The organism is Sphingosinicella terrae (assembly GCF_003347635.1).
GTDB classification, from domain to species: Bacteria; Pseudomonadota; Alphaproteobacteria; order Sphingomonadales; family Sphingomonadaceae; genus Allosphingosinicella; species Allosphingosinicella terrae.
The window spans coordinates 957,882-982,054 of sequence record NZ_QDFY01000001.1 but is presented as its reverse complement, the minus strand read 5'-3'; the positions used below and the strand labels follow the sequence as shown (position 1 = coordinate 982,054).

The following is a 24,173-nucleotide window of genomic DNA, read 5'->3' as shown; positions in this document are numbered from 1 at the left end:
CGACTCCGGCACCGGCATTCCGCCAATCCCGGCGGCGCCACAGAAAAGGAAGACGCATATGCCCATCGGCACCGTCAAATTCTTCAACGCCCAGAAGGGCTATGGTTTCATCGCGCCTGAAGGCGGCGGCAACGACGCCTTCGTGCACATCAGCGCCGTCGAGCGCGCCGGCATGAGCACGCTCAACCAGGACCAGCGCGTGTCCTACGAGCTCGAGACCGACCGCCGCGGCAAGACCAGCGCGGTCAACCTCGAGCAGGCGTAAGCCCGCTCCGACAGGCGCAAGGCCGCAAGGCCTTTCGCCCCGTCGACAAGAAAAAGGCGGCCGGGCAACCGGCCGCCTTTTTCGTTGCGGTGGGGATCGGGAGGCTCGGATGGCTGCCCCTCGCGGCGTAGTCGTCCTCGGACTGGGACTTCCCAACCCGGACTACCGTTCGCCCTGAGCCTGTCGAAGGGCCTCCCTGCACTTCTGCGGCAAGGAGGATACAAGGGCTTCGACAAGCTCAGCCCGAACGGGGTGACGCAGCCCGAGGCTGCCCGCCCCTATTTGTTCGCGAACTCGCCCGCGACGGCGCCATATTTTTCCTTGGCGTAGTTGCGCGCGGCGGTGGCGGTCTCGAATCGCTCGTCGACCATCGTCGCGGTCACCACCGGGAAATTCTGGCTGTTGAAGCGCGTCTCGCGCACGGTCAGGCGGTAGCTGCCCGCCTCGTCCTTCGCGATCAGGAAGGGGCGCGTCTTGGCGCGGTCGCGGTCCGGCGCGCCGCTCAACCGACCACTCCCTCGACGATCGAGGCGAGCTCGAAGCGGCTCAGCGTCCCGGGGGCGGCAAGGCCCAGGACGGGGATTGCGAGGATCGGGACGATCTCGGCCACCTTTGCGGCGACGGGACGCGGGGAAGGATGGGTGCGGCTCGCGGCGCCGTCCGGCGCCTGGCGCCTCGGCGGCCATTTCTGCCGTCTGTGATGGTCTCTCATGTCAGTGTCTTTCTTCATTCGCAAGTCTCGAAGGCGCGGCCGGGCCGCGCCTTCTCATCGCCGCCTGAACTGGCGGCGCGCGCCGGGCGAGGCGCTCGCGATCTTCTCGCGATAGACGATCCGGCCCTTGGTGAGATCGTAGGGGGTCATCTCGACATGGACCCGGTCGCCGACGATCGATCGGATGCGGTAGCGCCGCATCCTTCCCGCCGTATAGGCGATGATCCGATGGTCGTTATCGAGCATGACGCCGAAGCGTCCGTCTGGCAGGATCTCGTCGATCCGGCCTTCAAGGGTCATCAATTCCTCTTTCATCCGCGCTCCTCGTCAACGGCAATGCCCGCACGGCGGCCTCGCGGCGCGGGGCCAAGCAGCTTGGAAGGGAGAGGGCGGCACGACAGGCCGCCGGTCCGTTGCAGGCAACGTCAGCCCCACCGATATGGGCGCGAAAGGCCGCGGATGCAATGCGGACGGCCAGAAACCGGCCCGATCGCCGCGTCCGTCCGCGCGGGCAGGGCCGCTCGTGGCCGTCAATTGGTCATCCGGGCGCGCCCGTGCTAGGAAGGGCGCATCACCCTTCCGCCCCGCAAGCACGGATGTGACTGGGAGAGACTTCGCGCTCCCGCTTGCCCGCAAGGTGAAGCTTCATGACCGATCAGGATCTCAACACGGCCGCCACGGCGGCGGGGGTGCCGGCGCGCCCCGGCGCCACCGAGCCGCGGCGCAAGCGCCCCGAGGACACGCCGCAGGGCTGCCGGGCGCTCGCCGCCGCCGATCTCGACCGGGCGGGTGCCGCCGATGCCGGCCATGCGACCGATCGCTTCCGCCACAGCGCCGCCACCTGGACCGCGCGCGCCGACATGCTCGACCGGCTCGAGGCGAAGTTCCGCGCGCGCACCCACGGGTCGGCCGAATGACGGACCGCTTCCCCGTCATCGCCTGCCTTCTCGCCGCTTCGCTCGCCGCCGCCGGCTGCGCCCGCTCCGAATCCTCGGACGACGCGACCGCCTCGGTGATCGACACCCAGAACGCGCTCGACCGCGAGGAGGAGGCCGACACCGCCCGCCGCGCCGCCTCGCTGGAAGCGGCCGGTGCCCGCGGCCGCGCCCAGGCCAAGCAGTCCCTCGATGCCGAGGCGGAGCGCCTGGCGCGCTCCGAGGCGGAGCGCCTGGCGCGCTAGCGCGACGCGCAGTCTGGCTTTATCGTCCGGCAACGCGAAAATCGCGGCAATCCAGCGGCCTGGAGCGGCCGTTCCGATGCTGTCGGAGCACAGCCTGCCAGAGCGATGTCTCGTCGGGTGGGGACCATCCGACGACTCGGAAATCGCGACATATCAGGCGTCGACGAGCTCCCGCTCGCCGCGCATCACCTGCAGGAAGGCGGGGTCGAACTCGGCGATCCTGGCCAGGCGGTCCCAATCGTGGAGCTCGACCGTGCGGCCGGCGAAGCGAACCAGCGCGTCCCCGCGCATCGCCTGCAGCGTCCGGTTCACGTGGACGGCGGTGAGGCCCATCGCGTCGGCGAGCTGGTTCTGGGTGATGTCGAAGGCGAAGGCGGCGCGGCGGCCGAGGCCGGCCTGCTCCATCCGCACCCCCATCTCGCACAGCAGGTGCGCGATCCGCGACTGCGCACTCTTGCGGCCGAGATTGACGACCCATTTCGCGAGGATCGAGGCGTCGGCGATGGTGTCCCTCCAGAAAGCGAGCGCCAGCCCGGGATGCTCGCTCGCCACCCGCTTCAGCTCGGCGTGCGGGACGTGAAGCACGGTCGTCGTGGTGAGCGCCTCGATGCCCCAGCTCGCCACCGGCGCGACCACCGACTGGAGATCGCAGATGTCGCCCGGAATGTGCAGGGCGGTCAGCTGCCGGCGGCCGTCCGCCAGCTGGTCGAACCGGGCCGCGAGCCCGTCCACGACCAGGCAGCAACTATTCACCTGGTCGCCGAGCAGGACGATGTCGCGATGCGCCCGGACCTGCGCGACCTGGCTCTTCAGGCCGAGCACGGCCTGCCGCTCCGCCTGCGCGAGCTCCGATCGTCTCAGCAACCGGCCGAGGAAGAGGGATAGCGGCTTCTGGTTCGAATGGGTCATGGCGCTCCACGCCTTTTTCGGCGGGAGCTCGGATCATCTCTCAGCCACAGGAGCGCCGATGCCTGTCCTGTGATGATCGTAGTATAACCCAGATCAGCAGGAGAGCCAAATGCGGCCGCGTCAGCGCGGCCGCCGTTCCAGGTAGAGATAGTCCGGGGTGAACTCGGCGCGCTTCTGCAGGCCCTCCCAATCCTCGATGTCGACCATCCCGTCGCGGATCGCGACCAGGCCCCCCTCGCGCAGCTCCTTGAGCATGCGGTTGACGTGGACCGAGGTCAGGCCGAGGCACTCGGCGAGGTCGGTCTGGGTGAGGCCGAGCCGATAGCTGAAGCCGTCGGTCAGGCCGACCAGCCCGAGCCGGACGTAGAGCTCGCACAGGAGATGGGCGATCCGGGCCGCGGCGGTGCGTCGGCCCAGCGACAATTCCCACTCGCGGTGGATGGCGGCGTCCAGATTGGTGCCGAACCAGTAGAGGCGGGTGAGGTGAGGATGGTCGTCGGTGATGCGGCGCAGATCGTCATGCGCCACCACCGCGATCGTGCATCGGGTCAGCGCCAGCACGTCGTGGTCGAGGCGCTTCAGGGTGAAGCTGTGCAGGTCGAGGAAGTCGCCGGCGACGTGGAGCTCGGTGATCTGGCGCTCGCCGTTGCGGAGGTCCTTGTAGCGGCAGGCGATGCCGTCGAGCAGCATCGTGCTCTCGCTCAGCACCTCGCCGGCCCTGATGAGCCGCGTGTCGGCGCGAACGTGACGAAGCTCGCGGACGATCGACCGGATCGCCTGCTCCTCCTCGGGCGTCACTTCGTCGCGCGCCCGCAGCTTCATCAGGTGGCGTTCGATCATGCCGCGATCCCGGGTTTCGATCCGTCGGCGGGCGGGCCGGTATGCACCGTGACGGCCTCGGCGAAGGGGATGGTGAGGAGGAGCGCGCCCGCCGGATCGCGCACCTCGATGCGTCCGCGCAGGTCGATCTCGCCGGCCCGGGCTTCCTCGCTGAGCATCGATCGCACCCCGTCGATAGCGCGGGCGCGCGCCGCCTCGAGGTCAGGAAGCTCGCTGCCCTCTTCGTCCTCGACGTAGCCGAAGCGGTTTCGGACGTGGAAGAAATAATGGGGCATGGCGGGCTCAACTCACGCCAGGCGGCCTTGTTCAATATCGCCTTCCGGGCGAACCTCGAAGCCGCCGCGGCGCGCAATCGCCGCTAGGAACGGATCGGCTTGTCGAGCGGATCGGTGAGCGCCCATTTGCCGTCGCCCGGCTTGTTCATCGGCCGTCCGCAGCCCTCGCACAGCCCGACCAGGCCGAGCGGCCGGCGGGCGATCGAGCTCAGGGAAGGGCGGTGGAAGCCGAACAGGCAGGGAAGCGACATCAGCGGATACCTCGCCGGAATATCTACAGCGGAACAGAGGTTTGCGACAGACGCCGCGCGCCTTCGCCGGCGATTTTGCGGGCCGGTGTGGCCCGCGGGTGACGCCGACTGGCGGATTGTCAGGCCAATCCGGCGGCGCTAGCCGGGGCCTGAACGACCGGCCGGAGCCCGACCCGATGCACAATGGATCCTGCCTGTGCGGCGCCATCACCTTCGAGGTCGCGGGCGACCTGCCCGGTCCGGACGGCTGCCACTGCACCGCCTGCCGCAAGAGCTCGGGCCATTACTTCGTGTCGGCCGACGTGCCACGATCGGCGCTGACGATCCGCGGCGAGGACAAGCTCACCTGGTACCGGTCCTCGGCCAAGGCGCGCCGTGGCTTCTGTAGTGTCTGCGGCGCCTCGCTCTTCTGGGATCCGATCGGCCGCGACTGGACCGGCATCGCCATGGGCGCCTTCGACGGACCGACCGGCACCCGCCTCGCCGTCCATGTCCACACTGCCGAGAAAGGCGATTATTACGACATTGCCGACGAGGTGCCTCGGTTCGAACGCCTCCCCCCGCACCCCCACGCGCCTGCCGAGGCCGGCTGACGCGTGGCCTCCTGGCGAAGGCCGAAGACTTGTTCGTGCGGATAGGCTGCCGGGGGAGGCGGTGGTGGACGCACTAGGGCTCGAACCTAGGACCCGCTGATTAAGAGTCAGCTGCTCTACCAACTGAGCTATGCGTCCATTGCCGTGCGGCAAGCGCGAGGGCGGGGCCGCTCGCGAGAGGCGCATTTAGGGAGGGTCGCGGCGGAATGCAACACCTGCGCGGCATCCCGATGACGTCGCGTTGCGTTTGGGCTGCGGAGCCTTGTTGCCATGCCTGTCGCGAGCCAGATCCGCCTGAACCGGAAGCGCGTGCATTCCGCGCTCGCGGTGGCGCTGTTGCATGGACTGATCGCATGGCTGCTGGTCACGGGCCTTCGCTTCGAGCCGCCGACGCGGTCCGGTTCCGATCTCAAGCTGTTCGACGTCGCCGAACCTCCGCCTCCGGCCGAGTTGCCCTCGATCCCGGCCGAGGCGCCGAGCGAGGCCGAATCGGGCGCTGCGGCGCCGCCGGCGCTGGAGGCGGAGCCGATTCCGGTGGCGGCGCCCGAGCCCGTCGTGCCCGTGCCGCGACCGCACTTGCCTGCGGCCCCCGTTGCGGGTGAGGGAGCGGCGCCTTCGGCGGGCGGCGCGCCGGCCGAAGGCCCGGGCACGGGCGCCGGCGGCGCGGGCATCGGCACCGGCGCGGGGGCCGGCGGCACCGGTGGCGGGGCCGGCGGATTGTCCGCGCGCGCGCGCCATGTCGGCGGGCGGATCCGCAACCGGGATTATCCCCGAAGCGCGGTGCGGGCGCGCGCCCAGGGGGAGGTGTTCGCGCGGCTCCGGATCGATGCCGACGGGCGCGTCACCGATTGCCGGATCGCACGCTCCAGCGGCCACGAGGCGCTGGATGCGGCGACGTGCCGTTTGATCCTCGAGCGTTTCCGCTTCGAGCCCGCGCGCGACGGCCGCGGCGACCCGGTCCCGGATGTGGGTGGCTGGCTGCAGCGCTGGTGGCTCGAGGGCGACTGAGGCGCTGTTCGCGCCGTGCCTTCAGCTGTCGATGTCGCGCGTCCTCGTCTCGGGCAGGAACAGGGCGCCAATGACGACGGTCGCGCCGGCGATGATCACCGGATACCACAGGCCGTCATAGATGTTGCCTGTCGCCGCGACGATGGCGAAGGCGGTGGTCGGCAGAAAGCCGCCGAACCAGCCATTGCCGATATGATAAGGCAGCGACATCGAGGTGTAGCGGATCCGCGCCGGGAACAATTCGACCAGCAGCGCCGCGATCGGGCCGTAGACCATCGTCACGTAGAGGACGAGGATGACGAGGATCAGCACGACCATCGGCCGGTCGATCGCGTCCGGATCGGCCGCCGCCGGATAGCCGGCGGCGGTGAGCGCGGCCTGGCCGGCCGCCTGGAATTCGGCGATCGCCGCCTGCCGCGCTTCGGGCGCCAGGGCGGCCGGGGCGGGAGCGGCCAGGGTCGCGGCGCCGATCCGGACGGCGGCGGTCGTGCCGGCCGGCGCCGCCTCGTTGGCGTAAGAGAGCCCGGCGCGGGCGAGCCAGGACTTGGCGATGTCGCAGCTCGTCCGGTCGAAGCGGTTGCGGCCGATCGGGTCGAATTGGAGCGAGCATTCGGCCGGGTCGGCGATCACGGTGATCGCGGCGCGCGCCTGCGCCTCGGTCAGCGCCGGATTGGCGGCGCTGGCCAGCGCCTGGAAGAGCGGGAAATAGGTCAGGGCGGCGAGGGCGCAGCCGGCGAGGATGATCGGCTTTCGCCCGATCTTGTCCGACAGCCAGCCGAACAGGATGAAGGCGGGCGTCCCGATCGCGAGCGCGATCGCGATGAGGATGTTGGCGGTGGCGCCGTCCACCTTCATCATCCGCTCGAGGAAGAAGAGGGCGTAGAACTGGCCCGCATACCAGACCACCGCCTGGCCGGCGACGGCGCCCATGAGGGCGATCAGCACCCATCGGAGGTTCGACCAGCGGCCGAACGCCTCGGTGAGCGGCGCCTTGGAGGTGGTCCCTTCCGCCTTCATCCGCTTGAAGACCGGGCTTTCCTCGAGCTGGAGGCGGATCCACAGCGAGACGGCGAGCAGCCCCAGGGAGATCAGGAAGGGCAGGCGCCAGCCCCAGGCGGCAAAGGCCTCCTCGCCGATCAGGGTGCGGATGCCGATGACGACGAGCAGCGCCGCGAACAGGCCCAAGGTCGCCGTCGTCTGGATGAAGCTGGTATAGAGGCCGCGGCGATGGTTGGGCGCATGCTCGGCGACGTAGGTCGCGGCGCCGCCATATTCGCCGCCGAGCGCGAGCCCCTGGAGCAGGCGCAGCAGCACCAGCATCACCGGCGCGGCGACTCCGATCGAGGCGTAGCTCGGCAGCAGGCCGACGGCGAAGGTCGACAGGCCCATCAGCCCCATCGTCACCAGGAAGGTGTTCTTGCGGCCGACGAGATCGCCGATCCGGCCGAACAGGATCGCACCGAACGGCCGCACCGCGAAGCCGGCGGCGAAGGCGGCGAGGGCGAAGATGAAGCCGGTCGTCTCGTTGACGCCGGAGAAGAACTGGGCGGAGATGATCGAGGCGAGCAGGCCGTAGAGGTAGAAGTCGTACCATTCGAACACGGTGCCGAGCGAGGAGGCGGTGATCACCAGCTTCTCGCTCTGGCCCGCCCGGTGATGCTTCGGCAGCGTCTCCGCCCGATCGGTCATCCGCTCCATCCCCTCCTGTTCTCTATGGGTGTGAGCGTTACCACAGGGACGGGAGAGGGGAAGGTGGTTTGTCGGGAGGGTGCGCCGGGACCCTGTTCCGGCTCAGTCGCCATTCCCTCGGCGCGGATCGAGTCGGTTCTGGCGGTCGATCGACATCAGCACGCCCAGGCAGATCATCACCGTCATCATCGCCGAACCGCCATAGGAGACGAGCGGCAGCGGGATGCCGACGACCGGCGCCAGGCCCATCACCATCATCATGTTGATGGCGACGTAGAAGAAGATGGTCATGGTGAGGCCGGCGGCGGTCAGCTTCTCGAACTTGCCGCGCGAATCGAGGGCGACGCCGAGGCCCCATTTCAGGATCATCGCGAAGCAGAAGATGATGAACAGGCCGCCGAGCATGCCCCATTCCTCGGCCATGGTGGCGAAGATGAAGTCGGTATGGGGCTCGGGAAGGAAGGCGAAATGGCTCTGGGTGCCCTGGAGGAAGCCGTTGCCGGTGAGGCCGCCCGATCCGATTGCGATCTTGGACTGGGTGATGTGATAGCCGGTGCCGAGCGGATCGGCCTCGGGATCGAGGAAGATGGCGATCCGGTGGCGTTGATATTCGTGGAGCACGAAATTGTAGGCGATCGGGATGGTCACGGCGACCGCGGCGCCGGCGCCGACGAAATAGCGCATCGGCAAGCCGGCCAGGAACATGATGGTGGCGCCGCCGGTGGTGACGGCGATGGCGGTGCCGAGGTCGGGCTGGAGCATGACCAGAGCGGCGGGAAAGCCGATCAGCACCAGAGCCGGCCAGACCGCCGTCCAGCGGGTGAGCTCGCGCGCCGGCAGCATGTCGTAGAAGCGGGCGACGGCGATCACCACGGCCGGCTTCATCAGCTCCGAGGGCTGGATCCGGATCGGGCCGAGGTCGAGCCAGCGCTGGGCGCCGCCGCCCATCGCGCCCATCGCCTCGACCAGCATCAGGAGGACGAGCACGCCGCCATAAGCGAGGAACGCCCACTCCTTGTAGAATTGCGACCGGAAGAAGCTCATCACGATCGCCATGCCGAGGAAGACGACGAAGCGTATCCCCTGCGGCAGCGCCCAGGTCAGAGCTCCGGCCGCCGAGGAATAGAGGATGAGCAGCCCGAACCCGGTTAGCGCGGTGACGACGATGAGCAGCTTCCACGGCAGCACCGCGAAAGGCGAGGGGATGTGAAGGCGCCGCATGGTCAGAATCCCCGACGCGTGCGGGCAAACCTTCTCCCCTTGTGGGAGAAGGATACGAAGTCTTGGCGACGAAGGAGCCTAGGCGAAGTTGGATAAGGGGTAAGCGGAGCAAGGCTCCGCGCGCCGCCGGTGGCGGCGCACCCCTCACCCCAGCCCTCTCCCTCAAGGGGAGAGGGGGCAGAGGGGCCCATCTCCATCATGCCCCCTCCGCCTCGCCGCCGCCCGGCGCGCTGCCCCGCGCGGCCCAGGCTTCGGCGCGGCGCTGCATGCGCTCGGCGATATTGCCGCCCCATTGCTGCTCGAGCGGGAGCAAGGCGGCCATCGCCTTGTCCTTGTCGAACAGATAGGTGAGCACGTCCTTGACCACCGGCGCCGCGGCGCGGGAGCCGCCCATGCCATGCTCGATGACGCAGGCGCCGGCGTAGAGCGGCCGGTCGTAGGGGGCGAAAAAGACGAACAGGCCGTGGTCGCGGTAGCGCCATTCGCCGCCCTGGCCGCGGCTGGAGCTGGCGCCGAGATTGCGGACCTGGGCGGTGCCGGTCTTGCCGCACATCTCGATGTCCGGGAAGGGCAGCCGCGAGCGGCCGGCGGTGCCGGCGCCGTTGACCACCTCCCACATGCCGTGGCGCACCGTCTGGAACTGATCGGGCGAATAGGGAAGGGGCCCGGGATCCGGGCCTTCGCCGGCGATCAGGCGCGGCCGGACCCTCTTTCCCGCGGCGATGCAGGCCGCATAGGTGGCGAGCTGCAGCGGATTGAGGATGACATAGCCCTGGCCGATCGAGGCGTTGAGCGTGTCGGACTCGGTCCAGTCGCGGCGATAGAAGGCCTTCGGGTTGCGGTCGTAGCGCCTTTGCTTCCAGGCGCTGTCGGGCACGGTGCCGTAGCTCTGGCTGACCACCGGCAGCTCGAAGCGCTCGCCGAGGCCGAGCTCGCGCCAGACCGGGGCGATCCGGTCGAAGCCGACGCGGCGGCCCATCGCGTAGAAATAGGTGTTGCAGCTGCGCGCGATGGCGGTGTGCATGGTCATCGGGCCGTGCCGCCCGAGGCACTGGAAGAAGCGGTTGCCGAGCTGATAGCCGCCCGGGCAATTGACCCTCTCCTCGGGATCGATGCCGGCCGCGAGCAGAGCGAGCGAGTTGGCGGGCTTGATCGTGGAGCCGGGCGGATAGAGCGCGTTCAGCGCCTTGTTGAGCAGGGGCTTGCGCTCGTCCTCGGCAAACATCGCCCATTCGCTGCGGCCGATCCCGTCGGTGAAGGCGTTCGGATCGTAAGCCGGCATCGAGGCGAGGCAGAGGATGTTGCCGGTAGCGCACTCGATGACGACGCAGCTGCCCGATTCGTCGCCGAGGCGGCGGGCGGCGAAACTCTGCAGGCCGGCGTCGATCGTGGTGTGGAGCGGCGGACCGCTGCGATCGGGAAGGGTGCGAAGCTCGCGCACGAGCCGCCCGCGGGCGGTGACCTCGACCCGGGCGGCGCCGGGCACCCCGCGCAGCCGCTGCTCCATCACCTGCTCGAGCCCCTCCTTGCCGATCTTGAAGCCGGGCGCGATCAGCAGCGGATTGCGGTCCTCCTCCTCATATTCGTCGCGATTGGGCGTGCCGACATAGCCGATCAGGTGGCCGACCGCGGCCCCTTCCGGATAGTAACGCGAGAAGGCGCGCAGCGGCGACACCCCGGGAAGCTCGGGCAGCCGCAGCGACACCGCCGCGAACTTCTCGAAGGAGAGATGCTCGGCGACCGGCACCGGCTGGAAGCCCGCCGCCGCCTCGAGGCCCTGGCGGATGCGCTGGACGTCCTCGGGGGAGAGACCGAGCAGGCGGGTCAGCTCGGCGATCACCCGGTCGGGATCCTCGAGCCGGTCGGGGATGAGGTCGACCCTAAAGTCGCTGCGATTGACCGCCATCGGGTGGCCATGGCGGTCGACGATCCAGCCGCGCCGCGGCGGGATCAGCCGCATCTGGACCCGGTTCTCCTCGGCCGCCTCGCGGTAGCGCTGATTCTCGGCGATGGCGATATAGCCCATCCGCCCGGCGAGCAGCGCGCCGACGCCACCCCAGCCGGCGCCGACCATGACCGATCGCCGCGAAAACATCGCCGCCTGCGCGGATTCGTTGACCGGAGCGATCTTCGGCCACTTCATGGTAGGCAAGCCCTTGGCATCGCGATCAAAATGGGAACGATCGCCGGTAGCGCAATGCGTCGGTCGGTGCGCTTCATCGCATCAGCCGCCAGCGGTCGAGCGTGAGCACGATCCGTGCCGCGATCGGATAGGCGAGGATCGTCAGCACGATCTGCGGCCAGAGGATGGAGAAGGCGACGTCGGCACCCATCAGCAGGCCGATATACCAGCCGCCGAGCGTGTGGACGAGGATGAGGCCGCTCGCGACGAGCCAGTCCATCATATAGTCCCGAAAGCCCAGCCGGGTGTCGATGAGATCGAGGACGAGGAAGGCAGCGGTCCACAGCAGCATCGACTGGCCGATCGGCTGGCCGCCGACGAGGTCGGCGACGAGGCCGAGGCCCAGCGCCATGCGCGGCGTCCAGATTTCCGGCCGCAGCAGCCGCCAGGTCAGAATGACGAGGAAGCCGAAATCCGGGAGCAAGGGCGTCGCGGCGACGATCGGCAGCAGCGCCAGCAGGATGGCGGCGAGTGTCGACAGCAGAGGCACGTAGCGCCGCCTCAGGTCGAAGACGGCGACCTCGGCCTCGGATCCGGCGATCCGGTTCATCTCCGGAATCCCCCGCATCCCACTCCGTTCGGGCTGAGCTCGTCGAAGCCCATCCCTTCTTCTTGGTCTGCGGCCAGCTCGCTGCGGGCGGTCCGCGGTCCGCCTCGGACAAAGAAGCAAGAGCGCTTCGACAGGCTCAGCCCGAACGGTGTTGGGAGGCGCGGCCCGTTCATTGCGGTGTTCCGGCCTGGGTCGGACGCTGCGGCTGCACCTGCCCCGGGGCCGGCACCGGCGCGGCGGCGGGCGGACGGGCGAAGGTGCCGGGCTGCGGGTCCTGGAGGGCGGGCTGGTAGTCGGGATTGCGCTGGAGCGGCTGCGGCGTCGCGGCGGACGGGGGCAAAGGCGGCCCCACGACCGGCGGCGCCACCACGCTGCGCGGCGCGTCCTCGAGCTCGCCGGTCGCGGCGGGCTGATAGGCGGGCTGGACGATCGCGAGCTCGGCCTGGGCCGGATCGGCGACCGGGCGGGCGATGGCGGTGTCGCCCTCGATGCGGACGACCTCGGCCGCGGGCACGTTGGACGGGAAGATTCCGCCGACGCCCGAGGTCACCAATATGTCGCCGCGCCGGAAGGGATTTTCGCCGACCTCGAGCGTGCGCAGCTCGATCGTGCCGTCGCCGCGGCCGACCGCGAGGGCGGGGACGTTGTTGCGGAGCGAGCGGACCGGGACGCTGCTCGCGCCGTCGCTGACCAGCAGGATGCGCGAGGCCCAGCGGCCGGTCTCGAGCACCCGCCCGATGAGGCCGTCGGCGCTGCGCACCGGCTGGCCGATCCGGACGCCGTCGGCGCTTCCCGCGGACAAGGTCGCCAGCCGGCGCGGACTGTCGTAGCTCGAGCCGACGACGCGGGCGATCGCGATCTCGTCCTGAGCCTCACGGGCGAGGCCGAGCAGCGCGCGCAGCCGGGCATTCTCCGCGACCGCGATCCGCGACTGCATGAGCTCGCGCCGCGTCGCCTCGAGCTCGGAGCGCAATTCGGCATTCTGCGAGCCGGCGCGGAAATAGTCGCCGATCGCCGAGCCGATGCCGCCGAAGAAGCCGGTGACGCTGCGTCCGCCGGCGCTCACCGGCGCGGTCGCATCGAGCGCCGCGCCCTTGATCGCCGCGAAGCCGCGCGGGTCGACGATGGCGATGGCGAGCAGCAGCACCGCCACCACCATGCCGGCGATGGCGACGACATAGCCGATGAACAGGCCGAACTGCGCCTTGCGCGAGAAGCCGGTGCGGCGATGGGGAGGCGGCGGCATGGGTTAGGACAGGCCGAGAGCGCGGGTATAAGCAGCCTTCCCCCCTCGCGTGACGCGCGGGAAGGGAAGGTGCTTGCTCCGGTCGCCAGAAACGAACGCGGCGACGTCGCCCAATCTTCGTCCCCTCGTCGGCCTCAGGCCGTCTGCAGCACGCCGCGGAAGACTTCCTCCTCCATCGCGCGGCCGGTGCCGAGCGCGACGCAGGTGAGCGGATCGTCGGCGACGGTGACGGGAAGGCCGGTCTCGTCGCGGAGCACCTCGTCGAGGCCCTTCAACAGGGCGCCGCCGCCGGTGAGGACGATACCCTGGTCGACGATATCGGCGGCGAGCTCCGGCGCGGTATTCTCGAGCGCGATGCGGACCCCCTCGACGATCGTGCCGACCGGCTCGGACAGCGCCTCGGCGATCTGGCGCTGGTTGATCGTGATCTCCTTGGGCACGCCGTTGACGAGGTCGCGGCCCTTGATGTGGACGGTCTCGCCGTCGGCGCCGCCGGGCGGCGGCTTGGCGATGCCGACCTGCTTCTTGATCCGCTCGGCGGTGGCCTCGCCGATCAGCAGATTGTGGTTGCGGCGGACATAAGAGGAGATCGCCTCGTCCATCTTGTCGCCGCCGACCCTGACCGACGTGGTGTAGGCGAGGCCGCGCAGAGACAGAACGGCGACCTCGGTGGTGCCGCCGCCGATGTCGACGACCATCGACCCGATCGGCTCGGTGACCGGCATGTCGGCGCCGATCGCCGCGGCCATCGGCTCCTCGATGAGATAGACCTGGCGGGCGCCGGCATTGGAGGCGGCGTCGCGGATGGCGCGGCGCTCGACCGAGGTCGAGCCCGACGGCACGCAGATGACGATCTCAGGCCAGCGCGGGAAGCGGCGACGTCCGTGGACCTTCTGGATGAAATGCTTGATCATCTGCTCGGCGACGTCGATGTCGGCGATGACGCCGTCGCGCAGCGGCCGGATCGCCTCGATCTGGTCGGGGGTCTTGCCCATCATCAGCTTGGCGTCGTCGCCGACGGCCTTGACGCGCTTGACGCCGTTGATCGTCTCGATCGCGACGACCGAGGGCTCGTTCAGCACGACGCCGCGGCCGCGGACATAGACGACCGTATTGGCGGTGCCGAGATCGATGGCCATGTCATGCGAGGGGAAACGGAAGAGGTCACGGAATGACATATCGGCTTGGGCTCTCATGCCTGGAGGGAGCGAAGGGCAGGGTTAATGACCCGATTACCCTAATATTCTCCTAGTGGAAGACACCGTAAACGGTCCATAGCAAGTGTGGCGCGCGGCGGCGTGCCGACGCCGCTTCGTATAGAGCTTCATCGATGTCAATAAGACGCCTCCCCGAACGCCTGGTCAACCGCATCGCCGCCGGTGAAGTGGTGGAAAGACCGGCCAGCGCGTTGAAGGAGCTCGTCGAGAATGCGATCGACGCAGGAGCGGCACGGATCGTCGTATCCTTGGCGGGCGGCGGCATCGGCCGGATCGAGGTCGCCGACGACGGCTGCGGCATGGGCCGCGACGACCTCGCGCTGGCGCTGGAGCGTCACGCCACCTCCAAGCTTCCCGACGAGGCAATCGAGCGGGTCGCCACGCTCGGCTTCCGCGGCGAGGCCTTGCCCTCGATCGCCAGCGTGGCGCGCCTTAACTTGGAGAGCCGGGTGCGCGGAGCCGACGGATGGGCGCGGATCGTCGACAATGGCGCGCTCGTCTCGGAAGGGCCGGCGGCGCTGCCGCCGGGGACGCGGGTCACCGTCGAGCAATTATTCGGGCGGGTACCGGCGCGGCGCAAGTTCCTCCGCTCGGAACGCTCGGAATATGCCGCCTGCCTCGACGTCGTGAAGCGGCTCGCCATGGCGCGGCCCGATATCGGCTTCAGCCTCGATCATGACGGCCGGCGCGTCCTTGCCGTCCCGCCGGGCGAGGATCGCCCGGCACGGGTGGCGGCGCTGACCAGCCGCGAGCTCGCCGACAACAGCCTCGCCCTCGACTATGTCCGCGGCAATGCCCGCCTGGGCGGCGTCGCCGGCCTGCCGACCTTCAACCGCGGCGTCGCCGACCATCAATATCTGTTCGTCAACGGCCGGCCGGTGAAGGACCGGCTGCTGATCGGCGCCGTCCGCGCCGCCTATCAGGACCTGCTCGCGCGCGACCGCCACCCGGTGCTCGCTTTGTTCATCGACCTTCCCGGCGACGAGGTCGACGTCAACGTCCATCCGGCCAAGACGGAGGTCCGGTTCCGAGACCCCGCCGGCATACGCGGCCTCATCGTCGGCGGCCTGCGCCACGCGCTCGACGCCGCCGGCCACCGCAGCGCCCAGCGCCCGAGGGCCGCGGCTTTGGGCAATTGGGTGAGCGAGGCGGTTTCGGAGACGAGCCTGGAGCATCAATTCTCGCTCCGGCCGCAGGTCCGGGCGTCCGCGTCGCCCTGGCCGACCTATGTCCCGCCGACGGGTGCAGGCCAGACGGTCAGGGAAGACCCTCTCGCTTACGCCCCCGCGGGACGGGCCGAGGCCGCGATCGCGCCGCCGCCCAAAGCGCGGGCTTTCCCGCTCGGCGTCGCCCGCGGCCAGGTCGCCGCCACCTATATCGTCGCCGAGGCCGAGGACGGCCTCGTGCTCGTCGACCAGCATGCCGCGCACGAGCGGCTGGTGCTCGAGCGGATGCGCCGGGCGATGGCCAATGGCGGGGTCGCCCGCCAGGCGCTTTTGCTCCCCGAGGTGGTCGAGCTCGACGAGCCCGCCTGCGATCGGATTGAGGCGCGCGCCGCGGAGCTGGCCGAGATGGGCCTCGAGGTCGAAAGGTTCGGCCCGCGCGCGGTGCTCGTCCGCGCGACGCCGGCCTTGCTCGGCGCCGGCGACGTCAAGGGGCTGGTCACCGACCTCGGCGACGAGCTCGCCGCCTTCGACGAGGCGCTCAGCCTCAAGGAAAGGATCGACCATGTCGCGGCGACCATGGCCTGCCACGGATCGGTGCGCGCGGGGCGGATCCTGTCGGTCGCCGAGATGAACGCCTTGCTCCGCGAGATGGAGGTCACCCCCCATAGCGGCCAGTGCAATCACGGCCGCCCGACCTGGGTGAAGCTCGCCCATGGCGACATCGAGAAACTGTTCGGAAGGAAGTAGAGGGACGGGTTTCCCGGCGCGAGGTGATCCGTGCCCGGATGAGAGACGTTCGGCTTCCCAAACGGACCGCCCGATTCTTGCGGAGCGGGAAGCGGACATTCGACCGGTGCGGGAAATATCTTCTTCCCGTGCGATGAACAGAGAGGGAGGCCAGGTGCTTCGCCGTCAGGCGCGGTCTCGCGCGAGCGCGCCTCGCGATTTCGGCGAAGCGTTCGACACCCGAGGCGTGCAATTGCCATTGCCGCTCGGTGATGTCACCGCTGGTCGATCCTTGAGGAGAATCGACGTGCGCCGGATCCTGATCGCCAGCTTGCTTGCCGTCGCCGCGCCGATGGCCATCTTCGCGCACGACGTACCCACCTCGGCCGAAACCTCTACGCCGGTTCCCACGGAACAGCTCCTCCAGCCCCCGGCCGGCGCGGCCCATTACGTGGTTGTCTCCGAAGCCGGCAAGCACGGCGACCAATGGCGCTGGGAATTGCCCGACGGCCGCACCGCCTATCGCTGGTCGCAGGAGCTGCGCGGCTGGATCACCGAAATGGACCAGGTGACCAATTTCGCCCCCGACGGAACGATCCAGGCGCTCGAAGTGCGCGGGGTCACCATGTCGGGAGACGCCGCCGAAGTCTATCGGGTGGAAAACGGCCGGGCGAGCTGGAGGACGGCGAACGACAGCGGCGAGGCTCCGGCCGGCGGCTGGTACATACCGGCGGGCGGGGTCGGGATCGCCAACGCGCCGCTGGTCGAGGCGCTCGCCAGGGCAGGCGAGACCGGCATCGATTTCCTGCCGGGCGGCAGGGGACGGATGACCTTTGGACCGACCTTGACCATTCAGGGCTCACGCGGACCGAAGACCGTCCAACTCGCCTTCGTTCGGGGGATGACCCCATCGCCGGTCCCCGTCTGGCTCGACGAGAACAGAACCTATTTCGCCGAGGTCAGCTACATCTCGACAATGCCGGAGGGCTATGAAGGTGCGCTGAGGCAGATGCGCGATGCCCAGGAGGCCGCGACGGCCGCAGAAGTGAGGTTGGTGGCCGAGCGTTTCCTGACCCCGGGCGCGCGGGCGCCGGTGCTGTTCGACAATGTCCAGCTGTTCGATGCCGACCGGGGCGTGTTCCTGGCCGATCGCGCGGTGCTGGCCCAGGACGGGCGGATCGCAGCCATCGGCGCGGCGGGCTCGATCCAAGCACCGGCGGGCGCCCGGGTGATCGACGGCCGCGGCAAGACGCTGGTTCCCGGAATCTGGGACAGCCACATGCATATCGGCAGCGACTGGGACGTGCTGGCGAACATGGCCACCGGAATGACCAGCTTCCGAAGCCCGGGCACGACGTTCGACCGCGCCGTGGACGCGACGCGGCGAAGGGCGGCCGGAGAGCTGCTGATGGGCGAGCCCTTCATCTCGGTGATCGTCGACAGGAGGGACCCGCTGGCGGCCCAGGGCGCCGAGGTCGTGACCAGCGTCGACGAGGCAATGGCCGTCGTTCGCCGGATCAGGGAAGCGGGCCTGTGGGGCGTCAAATTCTACACGAGCATGGACCCGAGCTGGATCGCACCGGCGGCGGCGGAAGCGCACCGGCTCGGCCTCCACGTTCACGGCCATGTCCCCGCAGGGATGAAGCCGAGCGAGGCGGTCGCCGCCGGCTATGACGAGCTCACCCACCTCAACTTCGTCGTCATGGAATCGATGCCGGCGGACGTCATCGACCGGGCCAATACCCGGCAGCGGATGGAGGGACCGGCGCGCCTCTTCAGGGATGTCGATCTCGACGGTCCGTTGATGAGCGGATTCATCGCCGACCTTGCCCGCCGCGGGACGATCGTCGATCCGACCATCGTCATCTTCGAATCTATGCTGACCCAGGACGGCGGCAGGCCGCATCCGGCCTATGCCCCCTATATGGGCATCATCTCGCCGGTGCTGGAACGCTCCGTGTTCACCAGCGGGGGCTATCCGCTCGTCGAGGGCTATACGCGCGACGACTACCGGCAGAGCTATGCGAAGATGGTCGAGCTGGTCGGGCGACTGCATCGTGCCGGCGTGCCGATCGTTGCGGGCACGGACGGTTTCGGACTCGAGCTGATCCGCGAACTGGAAATCTATGAGCAGGCGGGCTTCACGCCGGCCGAGGCCCTGCAAAGTGCCACCATCCTCCCTGCTCGAATCGTCGGGGCGGATGGCCGCACCGGTTCGATCGCCATCGGCAAGGAGGCCGACATGGTGCTGGTCGACGGCGACCCATCCCGCGAGCTCGGCGCGCTTCGCCGGGTCGTCACCGTCGTCAGCGACGGCTATGTGATGGACGGTGACGCGCTTCGGCAAGCCGCCGGCTTCAGCGGCCGGCCAAGGTGACCGAGCGGCCTTTGGTCACCCTCGCGCCTCGGCCAGGGAGGAAGCGGTGACCGAGGCGGCCACGGGGATCTGCGAGTAGGACGACTGGCCCGCAGCGAGCTCGGAGCTGCGTTGCACGGCCCGATCGGAGATCGCGCCGATTTCGTCGGCCTTTTCAGGACCGACGGCAAGCCGCTGCGGGTGGAGCGGCTCCGGGATTGATCCGCGGCCCCCGGCAGGTGGCGTCATGACGCCGCTCAGCGCTGGGTATTCGCTTCGGCCTCGGTCTCGGCGCCGTTGGCATCCGCGGGAATCGAGTTCAGGAGGGCGCTGGCCTCGTTCTCGAGCCGCGCCTCGATGGCGCTGACCTCGTTCTCTACCTGCGCCTCGTAGGCGCGGGCCTTGTTCTCGATCTCGGCCTTCTGGCGCTCGAAGCGGTTGGCGACCGGTTCCTCCTCGCGGCCGCAGGCGGTGAGGAGGAAGGCGAAAGCGAGCAGGGGGAGGGTGAGTCTCATGGCTGTCGATTTACAGCCGGGCCGAGGGGATCTGGCAAGGGGGGTGGCCGCTCACCTTTCGTTATTCCAGCGAAAGCTGGAATCTCTTTTTCTTTACAGCGGTATATGGTGTGAGGTTCGTACAGGGAGTGAGATCCCATGATCGGCCGGGCGCAGGTGCGAAGGTGCCCCGCACCTTCGCAGTCGTGTCCGGGGGACACGACGTGCCTGCGCGCAGCCGATCATTACGCTGGGATGACGTGGGAGGGACAGGAAAGGGTGGAGTGGGGAGCTTCTGTTGCCCGGTGCTCCCCGTACCGCTGGAATCCCATTCTGTTGCCCGGTTGGGCCCGGACCGCGCTTTTGTCATTGTAACTTAGTCCGTGAGGACCTCGTTACGCTGCAATTGCGAGCGCCTCGTTGTCGTTGGCACTTGTGGTTGTGAGCCTTTAACGGGTTACTCAGCCCGGGCAAAAGCAACGCTTTTCAACACACGTCGATCCTGGTTCGGCCCCGTCAGAACCGGCCCTTTGCAGGACCGCTTGTGGTGGAGCCGCCGGGTACTGCCCCCGGGTCCGCTGCGTCTATTGTACGTTACACTTTATCGCCATAGCCGGCCGAAGCCGGCACTTCCCTATATAGGCGGGATCCCACCGATGTGAAGGCCGAGCGGGGCTGGTCAGGCCGCAAGTCCGTCTCCGACAGAGCGAGCCCCTCCCAGCGGCGGGCGAGAGGCGGCGAGGCGTCGAGATCTCCGAAGGGACCCCGAGGCCCGGAAGGCCGGGCAGGGCGCTTGCGTCCCCTTTATGTTCGCGCCAGGGACTGGCGATGGGATTCGGACCGGAGCAGCTGCGCGGCAAGGCCTTGCTCGCGCTCGAAGAGGCCGTGCAGGAATGCCGCTACCGGCGGCCGCGGCGGGGCTTCGCGCTGCGCTTCGCCTTGGCCTATCTGTGGACGACGAGCGGCGCCGACCGCCGGCCGTTCGAGCATTTCTGGCGGGTGCTCGGCGACGAGAAGAGGCCGTGGAGCTTCGGCGCGGCCGATGGCGCCCTGCTCGCCATCTACCAGGCGCTCGGTCTGCGCCGCGACGAGGCGATCTCGATGGCGATGTGGCAGCGGCGGGCGGAAGAGGAAGAAAGGGGTGGCGCCTGACCTGCCCGCCGGAAAAGCATTGAGTTTGAACACTGTCTTTAAGACTTAGTCTGAAGTCTTGGCCGTCAATCGGCAGTTGCGTACGGCCGCGTGATCGCGCGCCAAAGCAAGTGCGCGATTTGTTGAGACTGGATCTGAAGTTCGCGAAGCCGCGGCTCGATCAGAAGCGCGCGCCGAGGATGAAGGTGAAGCGCGGTCCCGGGCGGCGGCCATTGAAGCCGTCGGCAAGCGGCACGCCGATCTCGGCAGCACCCTCGATGCCGTGGCGGGCCCAGAAGCGAACGCCGCCGCCCGCCGAGACAAGCGAGCCGTCGCCGAAGCCGCCGCGCTGGTTCACCACGCGGCCGGCATCTCCGTAGACGTAGAGCTGGGCGCGGCGGAGCGGCGAGGGCAGGTTGCGCAGGTCGAAGCGGAGCTCGCCGACCGCGGCCGCGCCGCGATCGCCTGCCCGCTCGCGGTAATCGTAGCCGCGAAGGAAGGGATTGCCGCCGAGGCCCATCTCCTCGCTGCTGAGCAGCGGCCGCGAGGCGATCTGGCCTTCGCCGCGGAGCAGCAGGCTGAAGCGGCCGCCCAGGCTGCGATAATATTCGGTCCAGAAGGCGAATTTGGTGAAGGTGCCGCCGGCATTGAAGCGGGAGGCGAGGGGATCGCCGCGGTCGGTCGCGCCGAGCAGGTCGAGGCCCTGGACCAGGGTCAGGCGGACGCGGGCCTGGCCGCCGGCCGCGGCAGCGGTCCCGTAGAGGCTGAAGCTGGCCGCGGCGACGCGATCGTTGCGCAGGCGCAGGTCGCGGCGGCTGAGTTCGCTGTCGCGCATCGAGAAATCGATCGTGCCCCACAGGCTGGCCTCGCGGCTGCGGATCAGCGGATGGCTGGCGCTGACGGCGAGCTCGTAGCTGATCCCATCGAGGTCCAGGCTCTTGAGCGCCGCGCCGGCCTCGGTATGCCCGACATAGCCGCGCACCGCGAGCTCGGTCCCGGCAGTGCCGACCGGCAAGGCATAGCGGGCGTGGGCCAGCTGGAACTCGCCTGGCTGGAGCGGCGTCACGACGCCGCCGAAGCTGAGACGATCGCCGCCGGCCAGCAGCCGGTTCACGTCGGCGCTCAGCCGCAGCCGGACCGGCCCGACCGTGTCCGACCCCCAATTGTCGATCCAGGCTTGAGCGGAGACCCGGTCGAAGCCGGTGTCGAGGATGAGGATGTTGCGGGCGCCGCGCCGGGCCAGCCGGGCCTGGCCGACCGCGACTCCGGCGAGATCGCCGGCAATCCGGAGACGGCGCTCGAGCTCGGCGGTTCGCACCGGCCGGCCGTCGGCGAGCGGCGCCAGCCGCCGCTCGACCATGGCCGCGGCCGGGCCGCTCACCTCGATCGCATCGATGCGGCCCTCGTCGAGCTGCACGCGCAGGATGCCGTTGAGGACGTCCTGCGGTGGTACCGCCGCCGTAGCGAGGCCGTAGCCGGCGCGGCGCGCCACGTCCGCCACGTCGCGGGCGAGGGCGCGCAGCGCCTCGCCATCCAGCTCCCGGCCGAGATAAGGCTCGATCGCCGCCGCGAAATCGGTCGGCGACAGCATCTCCGCGCCGACGATCCGGATCGCGCCAGCGATGAAACCGCCGGACGAGCTCGGGCCGCTTGCCGGCCCAGGTACGCCGATCACGGAACGGTCCGGCGACGGCTGCGCCCCGGACCGCTGGTCGGCACTCTGCCGCATCTCCTCGCCGATCACGGCCGGGTCGGCCCGGTCGACCGGAGTCTGCAGCTCGGCCGCGCCCGCCGCCGTCCACGGCGCCAGCAGCGCACCCAGGACGAGGATCGCCCTGTGAAGTCGCGTAGATACCGAAAAGCCGACGGCGGTCATTGCACCGGCCTAGTCGGCAACGCGTAAATTTTCCCTTTAGACCAAGGCGATTACGGCACCGCAACGAACAGGTTTAGCCGGCGGTTAACCTCCCCTGTTCATCGCTGTTCAAAAGGTTGGACCTAGGCGGGAACGATGCGGAAATCCCATTTCGGGGGGAGTATCATGAAGAAGCTCGTGCTCGGCCTGACGCCGCTTCTGCTGGCTTGGGGCGGACCAGCCTTCGGACAATCGGCGCAATGGCGGATCAGCGAGGTCAGCGGCCAGGTGCGTATCGTCGAGAATGGCCGCGCGCGGCCCGCGACGCGCGACGCCTTGCTGTCGTCCGGTTCGACGATTGCCACCGCGGCCGGAAGCCGGGCTGTCGTCGTGCGCGGCCGCGAGTTCGTCATCGTATCGCCGAGCAGCCAGCTGCGTCTTCCGGGCGCGGAGGAGGCGCGCGGCGGCGTCATCCAGTGGCTCGCCGACTGGGGCACCGCCTTGTTCCGCATCGAGCGGCAGGAGACGCCCCACTTCGGCGTGCAGACCCCCTATCTCGCGGCCGTCGTCAAGGGCACCACTTTCACGATCAATGTCGGTCCGGCCGGTGCCTCGGTCCAGGTGACCGAGGGCGCCGTCGAGGTGTCGACCCCGGATGGCGGCGCCGCCGAGATGATCCGCCCGGGCATGATCGCCTCGGTCGGCGCGGGCGATCTCTACCAGCTCAACATCGAGGGCGAAGTCAGCCGGACGATCCGTTCGCCCGAGGCTCCGCCGGAAGGAACGGCCTCGGTGCCGGCGCCCTATCAGGGGCCGCGCGACGAAGCGCCGTCGGTGGCCGCGCCGGTGGCCGAGGCGCCGGTATCGCTCGCAGAGGCGACCGGCGGCCTCGTCGAAGGCGGCGCGGATTTCGCCCTCGCCATGGCCGACGTCGCGGATGCGGTGCGTCCGGGCAATTCCATCGTGCCGCCCGCGGATTCGGGCAATGGCCCCGCCAATCCCACCGTCCCGGATGACGGTATGCCTCCCGCGGATCCGGGCAACGGCAACGGCAACCCGCCGGCCGATCCGGGCGATCCGCCAGTCGATCCGGGCAACGGCAACCCGCCCGTCGATCCGGGAAGCGGCGCCGGTAACCCGCCGGTCGATCCGGGCAGCGGCACCGGTAACCCGCCGGTCGATCCGGGCAGCGGCACCGGCAACCCGCCGGTCGATCCGGGCAGCGGCACCGGCAATCCGCCGGCCGATCCGGGCAACGGCAACGGCAATGGCGGGTCCGGCAATGACGGGGGCGGGCCCGGAAACGGCAATGGCGGCTCCGGCAACGGCGGCGGCAACGGCAACGGCAACGGCAATGGCGGCTCCGGCAGTGACGGGGATGGGCCCGGAAACGGCAACGGCAACGGCAACGGCAATAGCGGCGGTGGCAACGGCAACGGCGGCGGCAACGGCGATGGCGGGGCAGGCAATGGGAACGGCAATGGCGGCTCCGGCAATAGCGGCGGCGGCAACGGCAACGCCAACGGGAACGGCAACGGCGGCGGCGGCGGCAACGACGATGACGGGCCAGGCAACGGCAACGGCAACGGCGGCTCCGGCAATGGCAACGGCAATAGCGGCGGCGGCGGCAACGACGATGGCGGACCTGGAAACGGCAACGGCAACGGCAACGGCAGCGGCGGCGGCGGCGACGGCGACGATGATGTCGGGCCTGGCAACGGCAACGGCGGCTCCGGGAACGACGATGGCGCCCCGGGGAACGGCAATGGCGGCTCCGGCAACGGCAACGGGAATGGCAATGGCGGCGGTGACGAGGCCCCGCCTGCCGACCCCGGCGACGACGGCAATAATGGCCACGGCAACGATCCCGGCGGCGCCGATCCCGGCAACCCGGGCAATGGGAACGGCAACGGCAACGGCAACGGCAACGGCAACGGCGATGGCGACACTGATGTCCCGCCGGTCGACCCCGCCGACGACGGCAATAATGGCCACGGCAACGATCCGGGCGGCGCCGATCCCGGCAACCCGGGCAACGGCAATGGCAACGGCAGCGGCAACGGCAGCGGCAACGGCAACGGGAATGGCAATGGCAATGGCCGCTCCGGCGCCGGCGAGGTCGAGGCGGAGGGGATGGCCGGCGGCGCCGACATCGGCGCCTGCGTCGCCGGTATCTGCGTCGGCGTGGACCTGCCGATCGAGCGGGGCGAGACCGGCGTCGGCCTCGGACTCGGTCTCGGCGGCGGTCCTGGCGGACGGGACCCTGGCGTCGATCGCTGAGGATCCGATGAAACGTCCGCACGCCGC

General features: G+C 69.5%; 24 protein-coding genes, 1 tRNA gene and 1 other RNA gene. 9 read left to right on the top strand and 17 right to left on the bottom strand.

Annotated features, from left to right (window positions below; translation table 11 throughout):
- The first annotated feature begins 58 nt into the window (after positions 1-58).
- Positions 59-265, top strand: coding sequence for a cold-shock protein (locus DDE10_RS04640; protein ID WP_114951490.1), 207 nt, complete (start codon positions 59-61; stop codon positions 263-265).
- A 278-nt stretch (positions 266-543) separates the two neighbouring features.
- On the opposite strand, the gene DDE10_RS04635 is transcribed toward DDE10_RS04640, so the two are convergent.
- The 3 genes from DDE10_RS04635 to infA are packed head-to-tail and all read right to left on the bottom strand — an operon-like array spanning position 544 to position 1,277.
- Positions 544-771 (bottom strand): hypothetical protein, encoded by a 228-nt coding sequence (locus DDE10_RS04635; protein WP_114951489.1) that lies wholly within the window; start codon positions 769-771, stop codon positions 544-546.
- Entirely contained in the window at positions 768-977 is a 210-nt protein-coding gene (locus DDE10_RS04630) for a hypothetical protein (RefSeq protein ID WP_114951488.1), read from the bottom strand. Before DDE10_RS04630 ends, DDE10_RS04635 begins: the two co-directional genes overlap by 4 nt.
- 54 nt (positions 978-1,031) lie before the next feature.
- A complete protein-coding gene (gene infA, locus DDE10_RS04625) occupies positions 1,032-1,277 on the bottom strand; it encodes a translation initiation factor IF-1 (protein WP_284734437.1) in 246 nt (81 codons plus the stop codon).
- Positions 1,278-1,624: 347 nt separating this feature from the next.
- Here infA and DDE10_RS04620 point away from each other — a divergent pair, with 347 nt between their 5' ends.
- Together DDE10_RS04620 and DDE10_RS04615 are read left to right on the top strand one after the other, a co-directional pair.
- Complete coding sequence (locus DDE10_RS04620) at positions 1,625-1,894, top strand: hypothetical protein (protein WP_114951486.1); 270 nt, start codon at positions 1,625-1,627, stop codon at positions 1,892-1,894.
- Positions 1,891-2,157 (top strand): hypothetical protein, encoded by a 267-nt coding sequence (locus DDE10_RS04615; protein WP_114951485.1) that lies wholly within the window; start codon positions 1,891-1,893, stop codon positions 2,155-2,157. The genes DDE10_RS04620 and DDE10_RS04615 overlap by 4 nt, the downstream gene beginning before the upstream one ends.
- Before the next feature lie 153 nt (positions 2,158-2,310).
- Here the strand turns inward: DDE10_RS04615 and DDE10_RS04610 are convergent, their stop codons facing one another.
- The 4 genes from DDE10_RS04610 to DDE10_RS23330 form a co-directional block, all read right to left on the bottom strand.
- The gene (locus DDE10_RS04610; protein WP_114951484.1) at positions 2,311-3,066 is read right to left on the bottom strand and encodes a Crp/Fnr family transcriptional regulator; all 756 of its coding nucleotides are present in this window, start codon (positions 3,064-3,066) and stop codon (positions 2,311-2,313) included.
- A 120-nt stretch (positions 3,067-3,186) separates the two neighbouring features.
- A complete protein-coding gene (locus DDE10_RS04605) occupies positions 3,187-3,906 on the bottom strand; it encodes a Crp/Fnr family transcriptional regulator (RefSeq protein WP_114951483.1) in 720 nt (239 codons plus the stop codon).
- Complete coding sequence (locus DDE10_RS04600) at positions 3,903-4,181, bottom strand: DUF6894 family protein (RefSeq protein WP_114951482.1); 279 nt, start codon at positions 4,179-4,181, stop codon at positions 3,903-3,905. Before DDE10_RS04600 ends, DDE10_RS04605 begins: the two co-directional genes overlap by 4 nt.
- Positions 4,182-4,264: 83 nt before the next feature.
- Entirely contained in the window at positions 4,265-4,432 is a 168-nt protein-coding gene (locus DDE10_RS23330) for a hypothetical protein (RefSeq protein WP_162806287.1), read from the bottom strand.
- Positions 4,433-4,608: 176 nt separating this feature from the next.
- Here DDE10_RS23330 and DDE10_RS04595 point away from each other — a divergent pair, with 176 nt between their 5' ends.
- On the top strand, positions 4,609-5,025 hold the full coding sequence (locus DDE10_RS04595; protein WP_114951481.1) for a GFA family protein: 417 nt from the start codon (positions 4,609-4,611) through the stop codon (positions 5,023-5,025).
- A gap of 62 nt (positions 5,026-5,087) precedes the next feature.
- On the opposite strand, the gene DDE10_RS04590 is transcribed toward DDE10_RS04595, so the two are convergent.
- Positions 5,088-5,163: transfer RNA gene (locus DDE10_RS04590), tRNA-Lys, on the bottom strand.
- A gap of 132 nt (positions 5,164-5,295) precedes the next feature.
- Here DDE10_RS04590 and DDE10_RS04585 point away from each other — a divergent pair.
- Positions 5,296-6,033 (top strand): energy transducer TonB, encoded by a 738-nt coding sequence (locus DDE10_RS04585; RefSeq protein ID WP_114951480.1) that lies wholly within the window; start codon positions 5,296-5,298, stop codon positions 6,031-6,033.
- A gap of 21 nt (positions 6,034-6,054) precedes the next feature.
- Here the strand turns inward: DDE10_RS04585 and DDE10_RS04580 are convergent, their stop codons facing one another.
- The 6 genes from DDE10_RS04580 to DDE10_RS04555 all read right to left on the bottom strand — a co-directional run bounded on the left by DDE10_RS04580 (position 6,055) and on the right by DDE10_RS04555 (position 14,099).
- A complete protein-coding gene (locus tag DDE10_RS04580; protein WP_114951742.1) occupies positions 6,055-7,722 on the bottom strand; it encodes an MFS transporter in 1,668 nt (555 codons plus the stop codon).
- Between the two features lie 102 nt (positions 7,723-7,824).
- Entirely contained in the window at positions 7,825-8,943 is a 1,119-nt protein-coding gene (gene rodA / locus DDE10_RS04575; protein ID WP_114951479.1) for a rod shape-determining protein RodA, read from the bottom strand.
- A gap of 196 nt (positions 8,944-9,139) precedes the next feature.
- On the bottom strand, positions 9,140-11,086 hold the full coding sequence (gene mrdA, locus DDE10_RS04570; protein WP_114951478.1) for a penicillin-binding protein 2: 1,947 nt from the start codon (positions 11,084-11,086) through the stop codon (positions 9,140-9,142).
- A gap of 73 nt (positions 11,087-11,159) precedes the next feature.
- Positions 11,160-11,693, bottom strand: coding sequence for a rod shape-determining protein MreD (locus DDE10_RS04565; protein ID WP_284734436.1), 534 nt, complete (start codon positions 11,691-11,693; stop codon positions 11,160-11,162).
- A gap of 151 nt (positions 11,694-11,844) precedes the next feature.
- On the bottom strand, positions 11,845-12,921 hold the full coding sequence (gene mreC / locus DDE10_RS04560; RefSeq protein WP_114951476.1) for a rod shape-determining protein MreC: 1,077 nt from the start codon (positions 12,919-12,921) through the stop codon (positions 11,845-11,847).
- A gap of 134 nt (positions 12,922-13,055) precedes the next feature.
- Positions 13,056-14,099, bottom strand: coding sequence for a rod shape-determining protein (locus DDE10_RS04555; RefSeq protein ID WP_114951475.1), 1,044 nt, complete (start codon positions 14,097-14,099; stop codon positions 13,056-13,058).
- A gap of 152 nt (positions 14,100-14,251) precedes the next feature.
- On the opposite strand from DDE10_RS04555, the gene mutL reads away from it, so the two are divergent.
- A complete protein-coding gene (mutL, locus tag DDE10_RS04550; protein ID WP_114951474.1) occupies positions 14,252-16,051 on the top strand; it encodes a DNA mismatch repair endonuclease MutL in 1,800 nt (599 codons plus the stop codon).
- A 286-nt stretch (positions 16,052-16,337) separates the two neighbouring features.
- Positions 16,338-18,407 carry an amidohydrolase family protein gene (locus DDE10_RS04545; RefSeq protein WP_284734435.1) on the top strand — a complete coding sequence of 690 codons (2,070 nt, stop codon included), beginning with the start codon at positions 16,338-16,340 and terminating at the stop codon, positions 18,405-18,407.
- Positions 18,408-18,643: 236 nt separating this feature from the next.
- Here DDE10_RS04545 and DDE10_RS04540 read toward each other — a convergent pair whose 3' ends face one another.
- Complete coding sequence (locus tag DDE10_RS04540; RefSeq protein ID WP_114951473.1) at positions 18,644-18,901, bottom strand: hypothetical protein; 258 nt, start codon at positions 18,899-18,901, stop codon at positions 18,644-18,646.
- A gap of 300 nt (positions 18,902-19,201) precedes the next feature.
- Positions 19,202-19,547: a transfer-messenger RNA gene (gene ssrA, locus DDE10_RS04535) on the bottom strand.
- 161 nt (positions 19,548-19,708) lie between these two features.
- Here ssrA and DDE10_RS04530 point away from each other — a divergent pair.
- Entirely contained in the window at positions 19,709-20,032 is a 324-nt protein-coding gene (locus DDE10_RS04530) for a hypothetical protein (RefSeq protein WP_114951472.1), read from the top strand.
- Between the two features lie 160 nt (positions 20,033-20,192).
- Here DDE10_RS04530 and DDE10_RS04525 read toward each other — a convergent pair whose 3' ends face one another.
- Entirely contained in the window at positions 20,193-21,887 is a 1,695-nt protein-coding gene (locus tag DDE10_RS04525; protein ID WP_114951471.1) for a ShlB/FhaC/HecB family hemolysin secretion/activation protein, read from the bottom strand.
- Between the two features lie 165 nt (positions 21,888-22,052).
- Between DDE10_RS04525 and DDE10_RS04520 the strand changes: the two genes are divergently transcribed.
- Positions 22,053-24,146, top strand: a complete 2,094-nt coding sequence (locus DDE10_RS04520) for a FecR domain-containing protein (protein WP_162806285.1) — start codon at positions 22,053-22,055, stop codon at positions 24,144-24,146.
- The last annotated feature ends 27 nt before the right edge of the window (positions 24,147-24,173 follow it).

Excerpts from the sequence above, each read along its gene's own strand:
- DDE10_RS04640 (WP_114951490.1), top strand. The coding sequence starts at position 59 with ATGCCCATCGGCACCGTCAAATTCTTCAACGCCCAGAAGGGCTATGGT.
- DDE10_RS04630 (WP_114951488.1), bottom strand. The coding sequence starts at position 977 with ATGAGAGACCATCACAGACGGCAGAAATGGCCGCCGAGGCGCCAGGCG.
- infA (WP_284734437.1), bottom strand. The coding sequence starts at position 1,277 with ATGACCCTTGAAGGCCGGATCGACGAGATCCTGCCAGACGGACGCTTC.
- DDE10_RS04620 (WP_114951486.1), top strand. The coding sequence starts at position 1,625 with ATGACCGATCAGGATCTCAACACGGCCGCCACGGCGGCGGGGGTGCCG.
- DDE10_RS04615 (WP_114951485.1), top strand. The coding sequence starts at position 1,891 with ATGACGGACCGCTTCCCCGTCATCGCCTGCCTTCTCGCCGCTTCGCTC.
- DDE10_RS04610 (WP_114951484.1), bottom strand. The coding sequence starts at position 3,066 with ATGACCCATTCGAACCAGAAGCCGCTATCCCTCTTCCTCGGCCGGTTG.
- DDE10_RS04605 (WP_114951483.1), bottom strand. The coding sequence starts at position 3,906 with ATGATCGAACGCCACCTGATGAAGCTGCGGGCGCGCGACGAAGTGACG.
- DDE10_RS04600 (WP_114951482.1), bottom strand. The coding sequence starts at position 4,181 with ATGCCCCATTATTTCTTCCACGTCCGAAACCGCTTCGGCTACGTCGAG.
- DDE10_RS23330 (WP_162806287.1), bottom strand. The coding sequence starts at position 4,432 with ATGTCGCTTCCCTGCCTGTTCGGCTTCCACCGCCCTTCCCTGAGCTCG.
- DDE10_RS04595 (WP_114951481.1), top strand. The coding sequence starts at position 4,609 with ATGCACAATGGATCCTGCCTGTGCGGCGCCATCACCTTCGAGGTCGCG.
- DDE10_RS04585 (WP_114951480.1), top strand. The coding sequence starts at position 5,296 with ATGCCTGTCGCGAGCCAGATCCGCCTGAACCGGAAGCGCGTGCATTCC.
- DDE10_RS04580 (WP_114951742.1), bottom strand. The coding sequence starts at position 7,722 with ATGACCGATCGGGCGGAGACGCTGCCGAAGCATCACCGGGCGGGCCAG.
- rodA (WP_114951479.1), bottom strand. The coding sequence starts at position 8,943 with ATGCGGCGCCTTCACATCCCCTCGCCTTTCGCGGTGCTGCCGTGGAAG.
- mrdA (WP_114951478.1), bottom strand. The coding sequence starts at position 11,086 with ATGAAGTGGCCGAAGATCGCTCCGGTCAACGAATCCGCGCAGGCGGCG.
- DDE10_RS04565 (WP_284734436.1), bottom strand. The coding sequence starts at position 11,693 with ATGCGGGGGATTCCGGAGATGAACCGGATCGCCGGATCCGAGGCCGAG.
- mreC (WP_114951476.1), bottom strand. The coding sequence starts at position 12,921 with ATGCCGCCGCCTCCCCATCGCCGCACCGGCTTCTCGCGCAAGGCGCAG.
- DDE10_RS04555 (WP_114951475.1), bottom strand. The coding sequence starts at position 14,099 with ATGTCATTCCGTGACCTCTTCCGTTTCCCCTCGCATGACATGGCCATC.
- mutL (WP_114951474.1), top strand. The coding sequence starts at position 14,252 with ATGTCAATAAGACGCCTCCCCGAACGCCTGGTCAACCGCATCGCCGCC.
- DDE10_RS04540 (WP_114951473.1), bottom strand. The coding sequence starts at position 18,901 with ATGAGACTCACCCTCCCCCTGCTCGCTTTCGCCTTCCTCCTCACCGCC.
- DDE10_RS04530 (WP_114951472.1), top strand. The coding sequence starts at position 19,709 with ATGGGATTCGGACCGGAGCAGCTGCGCGGCAAGGCCTTGCTCGCGCTC.
- DDE10_RS04525 (WP_114951471.1), bottom strand. The coding sequence starts at position 21,887 with ATGACCGCCGTCGGCTTTTCGGTATCTACGCGACTTCACAGGGCGATC.
- DDE10_RS04520 (WP_162806285.1), top strand. The coding sequence starts at position 22,053 with ATGAAGAAGCTCGTGCTCGGCCTGACGCCGCTTCTGCTGGCTTGGGGC.